The following is a 19,239-nucleotide window of genomic DNA, read 5'->3' on the forward strand; positions in this document are numbered from 1 at the left end:
TTCGGCCGGAGATCTGTATACGAACTGACCGGAATGGCCTGTGGCGAGGGGAAGTTCAGCTCGACGGGTCGGGCTGGGCCGCGTACCAGTGACCAGCCGCGAGGTGAAGGACGATCTCCGGCCGTGTCGGGTCACCGTAGGTCTGGTGCCCGAGATCGTCCCGGACCACGGTGATCCGGATCCCCAGTGCCTGGGCGGCGAGCGGGGCCATCAGATCGGCCGCCGTGTGCCGCCATCCCGTATCGTCCGCCGCGTCCCCGCGTCGCCGGAGCAACGCGGCCAGCAAGGCCCGGCGCAGTTCCGGGCGGGACGCCAGGGCATGCGTGGCCCCGGTGGGCAGGAGAGCCAGTGCTTCGAACTCCTCGCGGTGCGGCCCGGCGAGGACGATCCCGGCCCGGTCGAGTTCTTCGCCGGTCACCTTCTCCTGCGGCTCGATGGCGGTCACGTCGTCGACCGAGGGACTGTCCGGGTTCGCCGGGTCCAGCAGATCGGCCGCTTCGAGTGTACGGGCGAGCAGTTCACGTAGGGCAGCGGCGGTCTCCCCGGGCCTGGCGCCGCCGATGCCGTGGGTGTCGCGCCAGTCGGGGCGCACCCGGTCGAGTTCGAGGGAGAGGGCGCGGTGGAAGGACTCGCCGCCGCCGGCGTGCGGTGCGGTGGACGTCCCCTGTTCCGTGAGGGAGTCCGGCCCGGCGTCGCCCGTGGCCGACGGGTGGGAGACGGGGTCGACGATCCGCAGCCGCCGGCCGTCGGGCGCGGTCAGGCTGAGCGGCGCCCCGGTGCCCTCGTGCGTCTCGCGGTCGAACCGGGAGACCGGGAGGGCATCCGGGGCCGGAGGGTTCGGGCGAGCGGGCGGCAGCCACGGCGCGGGGGCGGTGAGGGGGCGGCGCTCGGGGGCGGTGGTGTGCCACCGGGTGATCGCGAGGGCCCGGTCACGGACGGCCTCGGACGTACGCAGTGCGTGGACGGCCGCCGCGCGTGCCACGCCGAGGCGACGCACCGCCTCGGGGTCGGCGGGGTGGCGAGCGAGCTCCGCGCGGGCCGCGTGATAGGCGGCGTCGGCGGTGACCCAGGCGAGCCCGTAGGCGTGGACACGACGCCAGGCGTGAAGGATCGTTTCCTCCTGTGCTTCGGCCAGGCCGGGCGCCCGCCCCGCCGCCGGAAGCAGTTTCGCGCCCGTGCGTAGGCCGCCCAGCCCCCCCGCCTCGTCCGCGAGCCAGGTGTCGAAGACGTCCTGCGCGAGGGGGATTTCCGTGTCCTCGTCCTTGTCCTCCGCAGCCCCGGCCTCGCTGTAGAGCAGTTCCTCGACCGAGGGTACGGGCGAGACCTCCGGCTCGTCGGGCAGCGCGACGGCGGCCTCGGGGTCCCACGGTCCGGGCCGGGAATCCGTCCGTTCGTCGGCCGGCCGCTGGTACCAGGCGGTGACGGCGTCGGCCGCCGTCCGCGCCCCGTGCATCCGTGCTCCGGCCTCGCGCACCGCGCGGTCCTGGTCGCTGAGTTCCTGGTGCAGGCGGACGAGGCGCTCGCCGCGCCCGCGCAGCCGCTCCGAGCTGCGCCGGTACGCCTCCAGGGCAGCGAGCTCGTCCTCGTGCGCCTGGTCCGTCGGAGCTTCCGCCGCGCCCAGGCCGGCATCCGGGTCAGCGCCGGTGACTCGCGGCCGCGCCGGTTCGTGCCCGGCACCTGCCTGTTCCGCACGTTCCCGTACGCGCTCCGCCTGCCGGGCGGCGGCGACGGCCCGTTGCCATGCTCGCTCGTCCTCCGCCGCCTCCTCCAGCGCCTCGTCCCACTCCCTGGACGCGCCCGAAGCGGCGGCCCGGGCTGCCTGGTATGCACTGGTCGCCGCCTGCCACTGCTGGGTCGCGTCGCGGACCCGGTCCCAGGCGGCGCTGACCTCGTCGGGGAAGTTCTCCTCGGTCACGAGGCCGCGTTCGAGGGCGAAGTCCTCCCGCACCCAGACCAGCACGCCGTTGTCGAGGGGAAGCCGGGCGACACCCGACGGCTTCGATGTGGCCTCGACACCCAGCACGGACGCCGCCTTGGCGACGGCGTCGGCGCCGCGCCGCTTCGCGTCCGCCACCACCAGCCAGGTCACCGGCAGTCGGAACAGCAGGCTGCGGCCGACGGGTAGTTTCAGCTTGGAGCTGTCCACCACCACGGACGTCGGATCCTGGGTGATGGCATCGGCGGTCGTGCCGGTCGGCGCCGCCGCGGAGCTCCCCACTCGGCTGAACAGGGGATCGCCGGTGATGAAGGCGGGGCCGCCGGTGACGGTCGGATGCCGGGAGTCGACGGAGGAGTCCGACCGGGCGGTCGACTCCGCGATCTTCACCGAGTGGCTGAGGTCGTTGCCGTGATCGACGGCAAGCAGCGCGGCACCGTCGAACTCCACCCGGGGGGCGAGACGCAACTCCAGGTCCATGTTTCCGAACAGGGCGGTGTCGTGCAGGGTCACCGCGAGACCGTGCTCCACCGCCTCGTGGAAGAACGCCTGAAGCGAGCCCGCCCCGAGGGCGTTGCTCAGGACGGCGTGCGCCGGGGTCCCGGGGCGTACCGGGCGGGGCACGCCGCCGATGGAGACGGTCGTACCGTTGGGTGTCCCCGACTGCTCGGCGGTCTCCGCCGACGCGGGCGCACTCGTCTTCGTGGGCTCGGCCGTTCCCATGGCGGCTCCGACGGCGAGCAGTGCGGCGTCGAGCAGGGCCTTGCTCCCGCCGACACCCTGCACGGTGACCGTGCGCGGCCCTTGTCGGAAGAGCCGGTTGCCACGGTCCTGGAGCCATGCGTGCAGCACGTCCGTGGAGCCGCGCTCCGGCGGCAGCAGTCCCGGTCCGGGGGCCGCGGTGAGGTGCGCCGGAGGGTCGGACCGCTGCTCACCGCCGGGCGGGACCGGCCCCGGCACGGGCTCCAGCAGACTCAGCGGCTGGTATTCGCGCAGTTCGCCGATGGGGGCCTCGACGCGGAACCGCTCCTTTCCCTGTGATCCCACCCTGATCGTCATGTGGTAAGGCGTCGTGTACACCGCGACCGGGCCGTCGTATTCGTTGCCCGACGTACGGGTGGAGCTGTGGTTCTCGGTGACGGACCGCGCGGTGGTGGTGCCCACCCGGTCGGCACCGCCCGCGTTGACGGTGATCCCGGATCTGGTGGCGCTTCCGGACAGTGCCGGCCCGATGCTCCATCCCTGGCGGGAGCGCCGCGTCCCGGTCCGGGAGACCGTCGCCGACCAGTAGGTGGTGATCGTGTGTCCGGCGCGCGTCTCCCGCAGCACGGGTGTCCCGCGCCGGAGCTCGAAGGAGAGGGTTCCTTCCCTCGACACCCCGGTCCGGGGTTGAAAGGTGCGCAGGGTGTACCCGTCCCGGAGCATCTCGTGGGCCATCGCCCGCAGGCCGTCCGGGGAGAGCAGCACGCTCAGCCGGACGAGTTGGCCCATGGGGTCGTCGAGCAGGCTTTCCGGAAGGACCAGCATCCGGTCACGGCGGGACGCGTCGGCCCGGGTGGTGAACGCGTCGAGGAGGGCCGACATGTCGAACGTCCCCGCGTCGAACGAGAACGGCGGAACCCCCTCGCTCCAGCCGGGTTCCCGCCACACCTGCTCGTTCCAGCCCGGCAGTTGCCCGAGGTGGTCGTCGATCAGGCCGAGGGCCAGCGCGTCCTGCTCCGCCATCCAGATGAGCACACCCGAGTCGTTCGTGACCACGGTCGCCGCCCACCTCTCGGAGGACTTGGCCGAGGAGGCGAGGAAGCCGGTGCCGCGCGAGGCCGCGGCGACCGTCCAGTCCACCGAGCCGATGAGCAGTACCGTACGGCCGGAGTGTCCCAGGACGGTGGATCTGGTCGCGCTGCGCTGCACCGTGACGGCGGAGGAGTCGTGCCGGTCGAAGACCTGCCCGCTCAGACCGCTCTTGACGATGAACCGCACGTGGCCGTCGCCGGCCTCCGCGTTCACGACCTCGTCCTCGGACGCGTTCACGGTCCTTCCGCCGCCGGCCGCGAACGACCAGGAGACGCCGGTCGAACCGCCCTTCTGCCATCCGGCATGGAACTGGGCGTCGTACGAGATCTCGAGTCCGTGGTTGTCGTCGACGTACAGCAGCGGCCGGAGCGAGGTCACCCGGGAGCGGATGACGACGGAACTGTGCTGGTCGGTGGCCGCGCCCATGCCGAACAGGCCGCCCAGCTGCCAGCCGAACGGACTGGCGGCAAGGGAGAAGTTGGCATCGATCTGGCTCGGTGCCATGCCCTCCATCAGCGAGTCGTGAGCCGGTGTGCCGGCTGTGGCGTAGAACCAGCGATTGCCGGACGCCTCACCCAGGACCTGCTTGACGGCGCCGAGCAGCCGGCCGGGAAAGGGAGCCGCGGCCACCATGTGGGGCCGTGACTGCCATGCCTGCGGCGAGAACGCGGGCATGGGCCGCCCGGAGGCGAGACGGCGTGCCGTCTCCCAGGGCAACAGCGGCAGTTTCGCGGTCAGTTCACGCGGGAGGCCTTCGGGAAAGGGCTCGGCGGCCTTGACACGGTGTCGGCCCTCGTCGACTGTCAGCGCTGCCGGTACGTACAGCTCCACGGTGGCCTTCACGGCCTCGGCCCGCAGCGTCGGTCCCAGCAGGGCCGAGGCGGGCTTCCGTCGTACGAACCACTCGGCGGCGAGCACGTTCCCGGTGGCGACGCGGGTGGCCATGCGCGGCCGGGAGAAGACCAGTTCGGTGGCGGTCAGGCTGATGTCGTAGGCGAAGACGTGTGAGCGGCCGGTGAACGCGGAGACCCCTTCGGCCGCGATGGCGGGCCCGTACGACACCTGATGACGGACGGTGCCGGAGGCCCCCAGGGACGTGTCCGCGTTGGCCGCCGTCCCTCCTGTCCGAAGCCTCGTGATCAGGCCGGCGTTGAGCGCCATGCCGCCGCCCTGGGACACCGTGGACGCCTGCCTGGCAGTCTGGGTGACGCCGGTTCCGGTGCGAAGTCCCACGTCGTGCCGGGTGCCCACGAAGCGGCGGCCGGTCAGCTCGGCCCGGATCAGGACGGTCACGTGCTCCTCTCGCACGCCCAGCCTGTGGATCCTGACCGGCAGTCCGACCGTCATCATCCGCTCCAGACCGGTCTCCGTGTGGGCCTGGCTGATGACGTCGCGGAGTTTGTGGGTGTTGCTCAGCGCCGTGGCGTAGTCCTGCCGGGTGCCCCGCCAGCCCTCGCGGCGGAGACGGGCCCAGGCGGTCGGGTCGAAAAGCTTCGCCGCTCCCCACTCCGTCCGGGTGTGGAGGCCGGGCGGGAGGACCAGGCCCGGGTGGCGGTCGGCCAGTTCGCGGTGCACCCGGTCGAAGAGCTCCTCGACGACGGTGGTGGAGGCGGTGACGCCGCCGGTCGCACCTGTCGGCCAGTCCAGCGACTTGACCTTGGTGAGGCCTCCGAACGTCACCGGACGGTCCACGGTGAGGAACGGTGGCGCCGAGGGCTCCTTCGCGCCGGGTGGGAGGCCCGCGTTGTCGTCCCAGCCGGCCAGTCGGCGGGCCTCGTTGCGCGTGAGGCGCATGCGCGCGGAGTTGTGGAAGGTCTGCCACGGCCCGCCCGCCAGTCGCGCGGAGATTTTCAGCGGCATCGTGTACGTACCGCCGTGGTCCACGACGGTCGCGGTCGCGTTGCTGGCCGCCGTGCTGCCGTGGGTGGTCCTGTGCTCCCGCGCGAAATTGGCCGTCCCGGTCAGCGAGACCTGGAAGCGCGCGGACCGGGGGCCGATCGCCGGTCCCAGCGTGATGCCGAGACCGATTCCCTTGACCAGACCCCGGCTGCGCTCGGACATCGTCTTCGCGGTCTTCTGACTGCGGATCTCGGTCTTGTGAGCGGCGCGGACGAGTTCGGCGGTCGCGCCTTCACGGGTGTCGGGAGCGATCAGCACCTCGAAGGCGCCGAGCAGCGTACCGCCGTCCTCCTTGTAGAGGGCCTGGCTCGACACGGGCGAGCGGAAGGCCTGATCGAGGATGCCGCGGAAGTTCTCGGAGGAGAAGAAACGGCGGAGTTCGGCGTGCGCGGGCGAGGCGAGGGCGGCCCCGGGCACCAGGGCGGCAGCCCAGGTGAAGATCTCCTCCACGGACCCGAAGTCCTCGGCGACGAAGATCTCCGGCACACTGCTCGCGGCCAGGGGGATCCGGCGGGGGATCAGGTCGGGCGCGGGTGGATCGGTCGTCGAGTCGGGGACCACCCACAGCAGCGCCGAGCGGACCGCGAACCCGTCCGTGACGGGCGCTGTGCGGAAGCGGCCCGTGCCTCCGACGAGCCAGTCGAGACGGTCCGGCGGACGCGAGCCGGTGCGCAGTCCGAGACCGAACCCCTGCTTCGGCCGGCGCCTCTCGGTGACGTCCCTGAACTCGAACCAGAGGTCGTCGATGTGGGAGTGGACGCCGTCCTTGCCCCGTAGGGACGAGGTGGTCTGGGAGACTCCGCTCGTGGTGAAGCCATAGGTGGGCTCGTTGACGCGGAAGGCGGCCCGCACGCTGCCGTACGGGCTGATCAGGGCTGTGCTCGGCCCGAGCGGTACGTTGACGGTGAGGCTGGCCGCGTGGCCGAGCGCCTTTCCCTCCCCCACGCCGGTGCGGCGCTGGATCTCCAGGTCGAGCCTCGTCGGGGTGTGGGCGGCGTCCCGGTAGCGGCTCCAGGCCCCGTAGTTGCGGACCGAGATCACGACCTCGTGGCTGAGGCCGTCCGCGCCACGGTAGGTCAGGGGGAACCCGTCGCCGAGGAAGCGGTGGGGGAAGTCCCGTAGTGCCTGCCGCAGGCGGACCATCGCCTCGGTGGGAAGACCGAGTCGTTCACCGATCTCCGCCGCCGCGAGCTCCACGCCACGGATGCTGAGCGTGCTGTGTCCGAGGTTGCGCAGGTGGGCGGGCAGCCGGCTGCCGTCCCTGAAGGCGATGAAATCCTCCTCGCCACGCGGTGGCGGCGCCTCGGCCGTGGGATCGAGCCAGGGGCGCTGTGCGGCCAGATCCGCTGCCGCACGCACCGATTCGCCGGTGCTCGTGACGGTGTTCGTGTCGTCCCGGGATTCGTCGTACGGGGTGACGCTCAGAGCGGCCCGCTCGATGCGGGAGAGCCACTCCCATGCCGCGGCACGGGCCCGGACCCGTAGCTCGGACAGGGCGGTCGCGGTGGTGTCCCCGGGAAGGTCGCCCCTCGTAGAGCCGGGTGACGCCTGGGCCAGCGCCTGTTCGACCTGGTCCTGGACCCACCTCGTGGCCTCCCCGTCAGTGAGCGGACGCAACGGTGTGGGGTCGTCACGGTCGAGCGTGGCGTCACGCTCCTCGCCTCCCCGGTCGAGGCCGCCACGCCGGGCAGACGCCTCCCGTTCCAGCCGTTCCACCAGCTCGTGGGCGCGGCGCAGATCGGCCGCCCCTTCCGACTCATGGGAGGGGTCGGTCCCCAGAGAGGAGCGCGCCGTGGTGGAGGTGCCCGATCCGGAGGCGTACGGCTCCCCGGTGGGCGGTACCTCTGCCCGCCGGCCTCCCTGGGCGTAGGGGCGGGGGGCGAGCCCGAGCGAGCGCCCCAGGTCCCGCGCCGAGGCGACAGCGGCCTCATGGAGTCCGGCGCGCAACTGCAGGACGACGAGGTGCCGGTGCTCCTCGGCGAGCAGCCGCATCTCGCTTCGCTTCAGCGCCGTCCACCGGCCGGTGTCCATCGGCAGCGGAGCGTACTGGTTGACGAGCCCCGACGCCTCGATCCACAGGGGGTCGGCCGCGTCCTGCCGCTGCTTGTCGCGGCTGGTCTCGGCGGCGCGCCCGGCCCGTAGCCGGTCCCGCCAGTGGTCGGCGGTGCTGTCGTCGAGTCCGATGGCCCGTACGTGGGCGCGCAGCCGGGACTCCCCCGGCTCGGGCCGTCCGGCTCCGTCGTCACCGAAGAGGTGTCGGCGCGCCTCCTCGTAGTCGCCCCGGTAGCGCTCGGAATGCTCGATCAGCCGGGCGTGCACCCGGTCCGCTCCGGCATACGGGTCGCCGGGCCACAGCTTACCGGCGACGCTCTCCAGCGACCGGGGCCCGCCGGGGCCGCCGCCGCGCAGCAGTGCCTCGGCGCGCCGGGCCTCGTCGGCGCGGCCGAGGACCGCGGTGTCCTCCGGCCGGTCGGTACGGCCTTCCGGCGGCAGGGGGTCGGCCTCGGGGCCGGTCGGCCCGGGGCCGCCGCCGTCCGGACCTCCTCCCTGTGGAGGGCCACCATCGCCCCCGTCCCCGTCGCCCCCGTCGCCGTTCAGCAGCACGGCCAGCGAGGCGGCGAGGTCATCGACGATCGGGCGGACCACGCCCTCATCGAGGACGAGGGCGTACATCAGTCGCTGCTCCGCCTCGAAGCGTGCCTCGTCCGGTACGTCCGGGTCGGGCACCGCCACGGACGTGCGATGTCCCGTCTCCCAGGGCAGCAGGGCGCCCATGTGGGACAAGAGCGCCTGGCGCCGCTCCTCCTCCTGGATGCCCGACAGGACACGGCTGATGTACTCCAGCGGAAGGATCAGCGACGGGTGCGCCGTGAGCCGGGGAGGCAGCGTGCCGGGGCGCGCGGCGTGCAGTGCGGCGAGGGTGCCCGTGCCCAGGAGCGGCAGCGTCCGCGGGGTGTGCACGGTCCACTCCTGCCATGCCGGGTTGTCCAGTTCCTCCGGCGGGCGGTCCACCGTGAGGAACGGTGTGGGGACGGGGCCGCGGCCGACATCCCATGTGAGGGGACCGGCCGGAGCGACGACGGTGGCGCCCGTGATGTCGGAGAGGATCTGGGCGAACGAGTCCTCGGACCGGACCGGAACGTGCCCAGGGACGGGGTTGACCGTCTTCGGCCCGGCTGCCGGCGCCTCCGTCCCTTCTTGGTGTGCGGCGGGCGCGGACGTGGGCGGCGCGATGTGTCCGACGCCCTTGCCGAGTGGCTGCCCCACCGAGGGGACCTCTCCTCCCCGCCAGCCGATGACGGGCCCGGCGCCTGTGCTGCCGGAGAACAGGACGACGATCGTCTGCGTCACCGCGGGGTTCGTGGACATCTGGAGCCCCAGCCACGCCGCGTCGCGGGCGGTGTACTTCCAGGTGCCGCGGGGCATCTCCTCGTACACCTCGATCCGGGAGGATCCCGACGGGGCGGCGTCGATGGCGACGACCGGCCGCTCTCCGAACTGTCGCAGCAGGCGGCGCAGCGTTCGCGAAGGGGTGAGCGGGTAGATGGGCTGGTCCTTCAGGGAGCGCATCGACACCGCCGCGGTGAAGGCGGTCTCGTCGAACCACGGCTCTGCCCGCTGTTCCTTGTGCGCCATGAAGGGCCGCCACGTCCAGTCTCCCCCCTCCCCTTCGATCTCGACCTGGATCGTTCCACCATCCATGTTGACCATCGACGGATTGGCCCACACGGTCAGGTGGGGATGGTGGATGGCCTCGGCCAGTTCCCGTGCGGCCTGAGTCGCATGGTTGGTCACACCGGCGAACTCGCAGGCGATCATCACCAGGTTCACCATGACACCGGTGCTTTCCGCATAGCGGAGCAGCGCCTCCATCTCCTGTGTGGACGCGAGGAGTTGGGCCAGATGCTGGGGCGAGACATCGACAAGCCCGTGCGCGTCGCCGTACGCGGCGTTCGTCAACGCCGGGGTGAGGGTCTCGGCGTCGCCGTGCGCATCGACGTAGTAGGTCAGTTGACCGCCCCAGGGCAGCTTTCCTCCGGACGTCAGACGGACGGAACCGTCCTGGCCGATGTGCCTGACATTGAACGTGGCCTGTGGCCCGGGATCGTGATCCGCCCAGTCCGCGTGATCAGTGGCCAGGAACTCCTGAGTGTGCAGTATGAGGACGTTCGCGAGGTGCGATCGCGTCGAGGAACGGGTGGCGCGGAAGAAGCCGATCCCTTGCGACTGCCTCGGTACTTCCCGGGAGACGGCCAGTCTCACGGCCGCCTCCTCGCCGTCGTTGAGGGAGTCGACGAGCTCCAGCACCCGGTCCCACTGCTCGCCCGCCTCGTGGAGGAGGAACCAGGACGGATAGGAGTGTTCGATGATCCCCAGGACCCGCTTCAGGGTGTCGCGGGCCCGCGTGACGTTGCCGGGCCGTGCCAGCGCGTAGGCCGTGGCGAGCCGCGCGCCCAGCTGCAGACCCCTGATGTGGCCGTGGGCCCATACTTCGTAGGACACCATGGAGACGAGTTCGCGTTGGGTGGCCGCGCTCTGCTCGTGCCAGTCAGGGAAGTAGCGCGTGGCGAGCCGCGCCACCTCCAGGCGCAGATCGTCGCGCTGCTCGCGGGTCATCCGCAGGGGTGTGGCGTCCCGTCCCGGGGTGCCGACGTCGGCTTCCAGCGCTCTGCGGGCCTCTTCGCCCCTGACCGCGACGTGCGCCGGGAAGTCGGCGAGCCGGTTCATCATCCAGTCCAGGGCCGTATCGCGGTCGGTGGGGAGCCGCAGGGGCGAGGGGGCGGGCTCCGAAGGAGTGACGTCCATGGGGGCAGCGGGGTCGTAGGAGTTGGTCATGAATCCGGGAGGCCCAGAGGACGGCGGGGTCGCTGTCGTGCCGGAAACCCGCTGCCCGTCCTCTTCCTCGTCGCTTTCGTCGTGCACGGCGAGCGACTCGTCCTTGACCAGCCGGCCGTGATCGACGAGAACCGACGTGTCGAAGCCATCGGGAAGGTGCAGCACCCAGGGCTGCCAGAGGGGGTTGTTGGTCTCCTCGGGGGGCCTGGGAACGGTCAACACCGGCGCGCCGCCCGTACGTTCGGGCATCTGGACGGGCTTCCCCCACGGGGCCAGCACCGGCGCGCCTCGCACGTTGGCCAGCTTTCTGGCCGGTGCCTGCGACAGGTCCATCACGCTGCGGTCGGGCCCGGACACAGCTGTACCGACGCCGGAGTAGTCGGTGCCGAGGACGATGACGGCGCCGTCCTCGATCCCCGACCGGGCGCCGGCCTCGGCGATCTCCTGACCGAGCTCGGCGGCGTCCCAGAGGCGATAGCCCTCGGTTCCGTACCCGACGAAGCGCTGCCCGTCACGGAGGGTGTTCACGAAGAGGACCTGCCGTCGCAGTGTCTCCGGCAGCCGCTCCAGGGCCCGGATCAGCGCATCGCCCTCAAGGAGAGGAGACTCGAACGGCCCGTCGGTGGTCAGGTAGAGGCTCATCGCCCCATGAAGGTGCTTCCCGGACACCATGAGTCTCTGGCGCTGTGGCGGTGTGACCGTCACGGTCTTCCACACCTGTCCGGGCGGGCTGGAAACGGCTATGTGCCCGAAGGGAAACACCAGGTGGAACTGCGAGGTCGCGCCGTGCACGTGCAACGTGAGACCGGGGTGTCGATGGAGCACACCGCTCATCGCCTGGGCGAACGCGTCCAGCGCCGTGTACCGCGTCTCCTCGTCCGATGCCGCGTGACACGACGCGAGTACGAGGTGGAGGACACCATCGGCCGCGAGCGCCTTGCGGGCCATCCCCAGGAGCCTCTGGTCATGGGACATCAGCTCCGCGAGGTGAGCCGGAGGCATGGGCGCCCACGGACCCGCACCCGGGGCGAGGGAGGGCGCCAGAAAGCCAGGGCCTCCGTGCAGGTCGAAGTAGACGGTGTGCCGGCCTGCCCAGGGAAGCGGCTCTGTGACGAGCGTCGCGTCCGGTCGGAGGTGATAGGAGAGGATCCTCGCCTGGCTGTCCACGGTAACAAAGGAGTAGACCGCGCCCTCGTCCGCATCATGACGCTGCCAGGGAGGCGTGTTGGCGCTCAGTTGGTCGCTGTCGTGGAGCGAGATGACCAGGGACTTCCCGCCCCTCGGCTCCACATAGGCGATATGGAACATCCCGCGCGTGGCCGAGCCCCGAGCCCGGAAACTCGTGGCGACGAGCTGGGAAGCCTCCACCGGCCCCTTCACCGCCAAGGTGTGAGCGACGGCCATCAATTGTTGGTGCCATTCCACCGGGTCGTGCCGCCCCTTGCGCTGTTCGAGGCGCCCCCGGAGCAGCGCGTTCGCCCCTCGTACCGTGTTGGCGAACGCGAGGCCGCCCGTCCCGGCCGCCCACAGCGCGTCCTCGTGGATGAGGCGGGTCACCAGGCGTTCCGCCGCGTCCATGCCTCGTTGCCGGCCTTCCGCGATGATCAGCGCCAGCAGCGCCCGCCCCTCGCGAACGGACAGGCTCGACCACCTCGGGAGCTGCTTGTGCAGGATGTCCAACACCGACACCTCCCAGGTCCCCAGGTCCTCCGGGGTGAACGGTTCGGGCCGGGCGAGGAGGAGGTAGTTGACGGCCTGGGACATCAAGGCGGCGGCCTTCTCGCCGGTCAGCGGCCTCGCTTCGGCGTCACCGGTGACCCAGTCGGTCTCCAGCGCCAAGGTGCGGCCCGCCATGATGTGTTTTTGGGCCCGCTCGCGCGGCGCGCGCAGCACCTCGTCAAGGGTGTGTCGTATCAGTGCCAGCAGATCGCCACGCTGCCGGGCGCCCAGCAGTGGCCAGTCTTCGGGGTCATAGGTGCTCAAGTAGTCGGCGGCGAGCTGCTCGGCATGGGCGGAGAGATGGTCGGCCATCTGCCGGTGGGCATGGGGTGAGGCGGACCATTCCAGTTCCTCGCGGGCCAGTTCGCCCTTCCGGACGAGCGTCGCCCAGAATTCGGCGATCATCTCATGGGCTCGGTCGACCGCCTTCCCGTTGCCGGTGGCCTCCTCTTCCGCCGCGCTCAGGGCTTCGATCTCCTGAAGGACGGTCAGCGACAAGGAGGTACCGTCCTGCTCGGGAACGGCGGAGGGGTAGGCGGCGACAAGCCGCTCGTGACGCGCGAACCAGGCTGCCCAGACGTCCGCCAGGGAAGGGTCCAGACCGCGCTCCGCGACGAGTCGCCGGAGCCGTTCGCGGGCTTCCCCGCGATCCCCGTCGGCCATGCCCAGGATGGCAAGGCCCGCGTCGAGATGGCCGCGGTACTCCTCCGAGTGACGGACGAGCAGGGTGTGCACCTCCTCCGCTCCGGCCTCGGGCATGCCGGCCAGTTCGGCGATCTGTTCGAGCCGTTCGCCGGGATTCTCCACAGTCCCGTGCACGAACAGCTCGGCGAGCTTCGCATCCCCGGCCGCCGTTGCCCGTCCCTGAGGCGTCACCGAGCCGCTCGGCTCGGACGGCTCCTCGACCGGCGGGCCGGAGGACCGATGACCGTCGCCCTCCTCCGAAGGGACCGGCGGCCGTGCGGTCTCCTCCGTCAGGACCGCCGGCGGCCGCGGGGTTTCGTCGGACCACTGAGTGGGCCAGAACACGACCCACTCGCTCCACTCGATGTCCTCCGTGTCCAAGGGCAGGCCCTCGACGCGCAGCACGCCACCGGTGCCCTTCTCCCCACCCGGGACGACGAACCCGGCGGGAGCGATGACGGGCCAGCCGCGCAGGTCGGCGAGCAGCTGACCGGGCGCGATGCCGTACAGCGGAAGCTCCTCGTCGGTGTCCACCTCCATCGTCCGTCCGGGAATGTTCTCGACCGGTGGGGCCAGCAGTCGTCCCGTGACTGGATCCATCAGGGGCGGGCGGACGGTGGGGTCCTCCTCGTCCAGGATTCCGCCCATCGCCGCGAAGTCCGTCCCCAGGACGATCGCCGCGCCCGGGTCGACCCGGTGCCGCTCGTTCACTCCCTCGGTCATCTTCCGCTGGAGCGTCGCCATGTCCCAGACGCCGTAGCCCTCGCCCGGCCAGAAGCCTCTGACCTTGCTGCCGTGGCGGGGGACGTCCACATAGTGGAGTCCGGCGGACTTCGCCACCTCGGGTCCGAACATTTCGGTCAGCCGCAGCCGCATCTCCTCGACCTTGGCCAGGAGCTCCTGAGAGGCCCGGACCGGCCTGAGCGGCGGTGAGTCCGTCATCAGCTGGAAGGACGTCGCGCCGGTGAACGGCGCCTCGTACCGCACGTGCGGGTAGCCGGGCGGCACGATCTCGACCGGCACCCACATGGTGCTGCCGAGGGGAGCCTCGGCACACACCTCGCCTGAAAGGGCGACGCTGACTTTGTGCGGACTGCCCCACAGGAACATCTTGAGGCCGGGCACCTGTGCCCTGGCACCGATCCAGGCGGCCACCGCGCCCAGCGAGTTCCGTGTCTCGCCGAGGACGGCTCCGACGTTGCAGCCGAACAACACCAGGTGCAGCTCCTTGTTCGGGTGCTGCCGCGCCTTGGTGACCATCTCGGGGAAGGTGGGGTGGGCCAGGAGGGCTTCGGCTATGTGCTCCGGAGACGTGACCACCCCCATCGACCCCTCCTCGTGCTCGTTGTCCGACCAGGGGACGACGTCGAGATCGGTGACAAAGGGCTTGAAGGCGTCGGGTCCGGCGTGCAGCGCGAGATAGAGCGCCGTGCGTTCCCGCCACGGAAGCGGCGCCCTACCGATCGGGACGAGCCATTTCCCTTGCGGCCTGACGTAGTGGAACACCGCCGACGCGTCGGCCTTGTGCTTCGCCCACGCGGCCAGGTCGTCCTCCCTGGCCTTCCCACGACGTGAGAACAGGATGGTCACGTCCGGTGCGCGGGTGGGCCGGACGGTCTCCAGATGGAACGCCCCGAGCGGGGCGGAGCCGTACTTCGTCGACTCCATCGCACGGGCCGCCGCCTGTACATGGGGCAGCGGATCGGTCAGTCGCCCGACGCTCAGGCTCAGGAGCGTCCTGTGCCGGTAAGCGACGTCCCTCTGGCGGATCCAGCCGGGGTGGTGGGTCTCGATCAGCTCCATTCCGCCCTGGAGGGCCCGGGTGAGGAAGGTGGCGCTGTCCTCGTTCGGAGGCCTGAGGGAGAGGAGGCGGACCTCCATCACCATCCGCGCACCCATGGCGATGGCCGCGCCGGAGCCGCGGAGCCATCCTTCCCGCACCAGAACGGCCTTGAGGGCCGTCTTCCTCTCCTCCGGCAGCTGGGCCCAGCCGGGAAGGCGGGGGGAGAGCTCCCGCTCGGCCGTGTCGAACAGGGCTGCCTTGTGGGCAAGGGTGAGGGCGCCGGCCGATGCCGGAAGGGGCAGCGCGGCGGTCTCGTCGTCGACGAGAGCCCCGTCGATCTCTTCCATGGCCTCGGCACCGTCCGCCAGCAGCCTGTTCCAGTCCCAGTGGTACGCCATCATCTGCATGGCTTGCGCGACGGCCCTGTCGCGGTTGATCACTGGCGCTCGGGTCATGTCCGGCCGCGCCTGCTCCTGCACCCGCGTGGAGGACTCGCCGGTCCGGTCGCTCTCCTCCTGGTCCACGCCGCCGCGGCCGGCGGCGGACGGTTCCAGCCCGAGCGTACGGGCCGCCTCGCGGGCCGCCTCCCGCGCGGCGGCCATCGGATCGGGTTCGTCGCGGCTCCGGTCGAGCACATCGGCGACGGTGACGAGCGCCTGGTAGTACAGCGGGCTGCGCTCGTGCAACGGCCGGGGGTCGTCGATCGTCACATCGGTTCGCGCGAAGTCCTCCAACACCGCGATCGCGTCGGTGAGCAGCGCGTCGAAGGCCCTCTCGTCCAGTCGGGAGCGCAGGGCGAGCTCGGTGCTCCGGGCGCTGTCGAGCTGAAGGTCCCGCGCGGTCGGGCCGGCGGCATCGATCCGCAGACGTGCCGCAAGGCGCTGGGCGGCCTCGGGCCCCCGTGTCCCGAGTACGTGCGCGAGCTGGGCGAGTTCGAGGTGCTGCCGGCGCGCGCTGTGGGCGAACCAGGTCGGGTAGAGCTCCGCCACGATCCCGTACGCCCGCGTGAGGACTTCACCCTGGACGCGGACGCCGTCGGCCAGCAGCGCCTCGGCGGCGCGCAGTTGGGCGACGGTCCGCAGCGCGGCGGCCTCGCCCCGGGCGTGCAGGGTCTCGGCGATCTGCCAGATCACGGCGTCGCGCTCGGACGCGGTCATCGACCTCAGTCGCGGATCGGCGCTTTCCGCGATCCTCTCCGCCTCCCGTCGCAGCTCCGTGGCCCGTACCTGGCGTGTCGTCGCGTCCGGCAGCTGCTCGGTGAGCTGCCGCAGCAGCCGCGCACGGGCCGCGTCCCCGTCGCGGGTGGGGTTGCTCGGGTCTCCGCGCAGCCCGTCGAGTACGTGGCGTACCACGGCGTCGGGGTCGGCGCCCGTGGTGATGCCGGGGGCCTCGGTGAGGCGACGGGCCGACGCGGAGGAGGTCTCGCCCCGCTGGACCGGTGCGCTCTCCAGGTCGTCGAGCCGGCTGCCCGTCGAGGACGCACCACCGGCGCCACGAGCGCGTGGCCGCTGATTCCGCTCCCTCATGATCTCGTTGGCCACGGTGTTCGCCGCGTCGGGGCCCCCTTCGTGCAAGGCACGTGCGACGCGCACCAGGCGATCGTCGCGGAGCAGTCGCTCGGCCGGTGACAGCGGGGTCAGGCGGAGGCTGTCGGTTCGCTCGTTCAGATAGGCCGAGGCACGGGAGTAAAGGTCCTGGATCTCGGAGCGGGACAGCCCGGAGAGGGCCGACCAGAGGGTGACGCTGCCGTGGTGCTCCGCCCACAGTCTGGTCGTGGCGGGATTCAGTCCCACCGATGCCGCGAACTCCTGCAGGCGCCTGGGCACGTCGGCGTTCGCGACCCGGACGTTGCCGATGATGTCCCGCAGCGCGCGCTCATAGTCCGCCCGATACCGCTCGCTGTGTTCCAGCAGCATTCGGTGCGTGGTCAACCTGGGGTCGGTCGGCTGCCATGGCAGGTGCAGTTCGTTGCCGGTGTACGCCAGGCCCCTGCCCGCGTAGACCAGCGTCTCCGCACGTGACACGGGATCCTGGTGTCGGGCCGGCCCCGTCGCCTCGGGGCTCGACGGAAGCGGGTCCTCAACGGTTCGCCCCGGCGCGGACTCCTGCGTCACGGGCACAGGGGCGGGAGGCGTCGGGTTCCTGTTCACCTGCGCCTGGAAGTGGGCGCGCAGTTCCTGGACGCCGGGACCCGTGTTCTCCTCACGGGCCGGGCGGGACGAGGCTCCGGCCTCGGGCGTCGGACCGGTCGGGTCCGCACCGTCGTCGAGCCAGGTGGTGATCAGACTGACCTGATGCGGGGTCGCGGTGTCCATCCGGAACACCTTGCGCGCGATGGACGGAGCGTGCGGCTCGCCTCCGTTGTCCTTGACGTGCCGAGCCAGCGCGAGAGCACGGTCCTTCATCTCCCGCACCGTGCGCGGGACCCCTCCGGGATGCAGTCCCGCCGCGGCGATCCAGCCCTTGACGCGGTCGATCTCGTCGCGCGTGGGCGGGCGGATACCGGTCGAGAACGCCACGCGCGCGAGGACGGGCCGTTTGACGGTCGTGCCGGCGGCCAGCGTTTCGCGGGCCTGCGTCACCGCGCCGCTCATCCGCTCGAAGGTGGGGACGTCGGCGAACGTCTCGGTGGATCCGAGCCCTCCGAACCACTCCAGAACACCGATGACGAACGCTCTCCCGCTCCGATGGGGATCCCTGCTGAAGAAACGGGCGATGTGGGAGGGCTTGGAGTCGCGGCCGGTCAGGCGCTCGTGAACGGCGCGGGCGACGATGTAGTCGACGATCTCCCCAAGGGCTTCGGTCCCGTCCGGCTCCGGGGGCATCGTGTCACCGACGTAGTCGTCGGTGTCGAACACCGCGTACGGGTCGTTCATGTGCGGCAGCGTTCCGGCCGGGACCAGTCCCTCCTCGACGAGCCAGTCGGTGACCTGCCGCACGTCCTCGTCGGCAGGCTTCAGCGTCTCGTAGACGCGCTGCGCGATGGATCTCGGATCTATGCTCCTTCCCTCCCGCGCGGCGCGGCGGGCCAGCCCACGCGTGTACACCCTCTGTGGGTTCTCGGCCAGCCACTCCACGGCCGCGGCCCTCTGCGGCACCGACGGCTCGGGCTCCTGGAACACGCGGGAGTAGAGCTCCGCCGCCGCTTGCTCCCGTTGTTCCCGCGATGTGCCGTGGTCCCGCGTCGTCGTCCCGGATGCCGCACCGGTCAGCGCGCCCTTGATGCGCTCGATGACTCCGCCCTTCGTCAGCGGCCCGCCCATCAGCCCGGCGACGACGAGCCAGCCGGTGACCTTGCCGAGGCGATAGCCGTCGGATTCGTCGACCGCTCGTCCCAGTAGGACCTGCGTGAGCGCCCGGGGATCGACGCGCTCTCCCTCCTCAAGGCTCTTTCGCGCTGCCGCGAAGACGCCGGCCATGTGGTGGTCGTCGCTGGTGGGTGCCCCGCTCCTCACCAGCGAGCCCAGCCCGACACCTTCCAGGAATCCGCGGACCATCGCCTTGGCTTCAAGGGACTGTCCCGTGGGGTAGGCCTCGGTGAACAGCTCTCCCAGGGTGGGATACCGGCCATTGGCAGCGGACGTGACCGCCCGGTGGACGACGTACTCGGCACGCTGCTGTACGGACACTTGGGCGTCCGGCTGCGGGGCTTCCACGCGCAGCCCGTCGAGCAGCTGCGCCATGACGTCGACGGCCGGTCCGCCGACGTCCTTCTCCATGTGTTTACGTATGCCGTGCAGTTCGAGCCAGTAGCGGACCGCGGCCCGCTGCGTCGGCGAGGGCTGCCGGACAGCGAATTGGAGGCGGGCCACCTGGAGCGTATCGACGCTCCCGTCCGCCTTGCGCATCGAACGGGCGTCCTGCACCACGCGCTGGACGAACGTGCTGTACACACTCTCCGTTCCGTCAAGGGCATCGAGATATTCGGTCGCCTCGAACCAGCCCAGCAGACGCGAGGACTCACCGTCCACGTTTCGTTCCGCGCCCAGTACCTCGTCGACGATGTCGTCGAGCAGCCAGCCGTCCTCGCCGCTGTCGGTCTTGCTCCTCATCTCCGCCACTGCCACGATCATCTCGACGGGCGCCACGCCACCCGTGGTCGGTGCACCCGCAGCCTCCAGGAAACCGGCCGTGTACATCACCTGGTCGACAGACGGCTCCGCGACACCGGGATAGGCGAGCCGCACCAGTTCGGCGAGCGGAGTGTCCGGCCGCTGCTCGTACGCGGCCAACACCCGAGCGACACGCGCCGGATCCTCGGTCGGAACGGTGGACGTCGACTCATCGGTGTCGGAGATCGCCTCGTCCACCGACATGGCGTCGTCCGTGGCGTCCTTCACCCCTCGCGAGCCGCCGAGCCAGGAGGTGACCAGATGCTCCTGCTGGAGGGTCGTTACCGGCACCCCGAACACCGCTCGCGCGATGGAGGGCACATCGGGCACCTGACCGTTGGCCTGAGCCTGCCGGCCCAGCCCCACCGCGTACTCCTTCATCCGCTGACGGGCCGGCGGCCTCCAGGACACCGACGACGAAGGCGATCCTGGCCTCGGCCAGGTTCAGACCGAGGCCTTCCTCATACGTGCGGGAT

General features: G+C 71.3%; 1 protein-coding gene. It reads right to left on the minus strand.

The window, feature by feature from the left end; translation table 11 throughout:
- Positions 1-55: 55 nt before the first annotated feature.
- The gene (locus OO54_RS45450) at positions 56-19,174 is read right to left on the minus strand and encodes a hypothetical protein (protein ID WP_157856583.1); all 19,119 of its coding nucleotides are present in this window, start codon (positions 19,172-19,174) and stop codon (positions 56-58) included.
- Positions 19,175-19,239: the final 65 nt, after the last annotated feature.

This window comes from Streptomyces wedmorensis, from assembly GCF_000716445.1.
Taxonomy (GTDB): Bacteria; Actinomycetota; Actinomycetes; order Streptomycetales; family Streptomycetaceae; genus Streptomyces; species Streptomyces wedmorensis.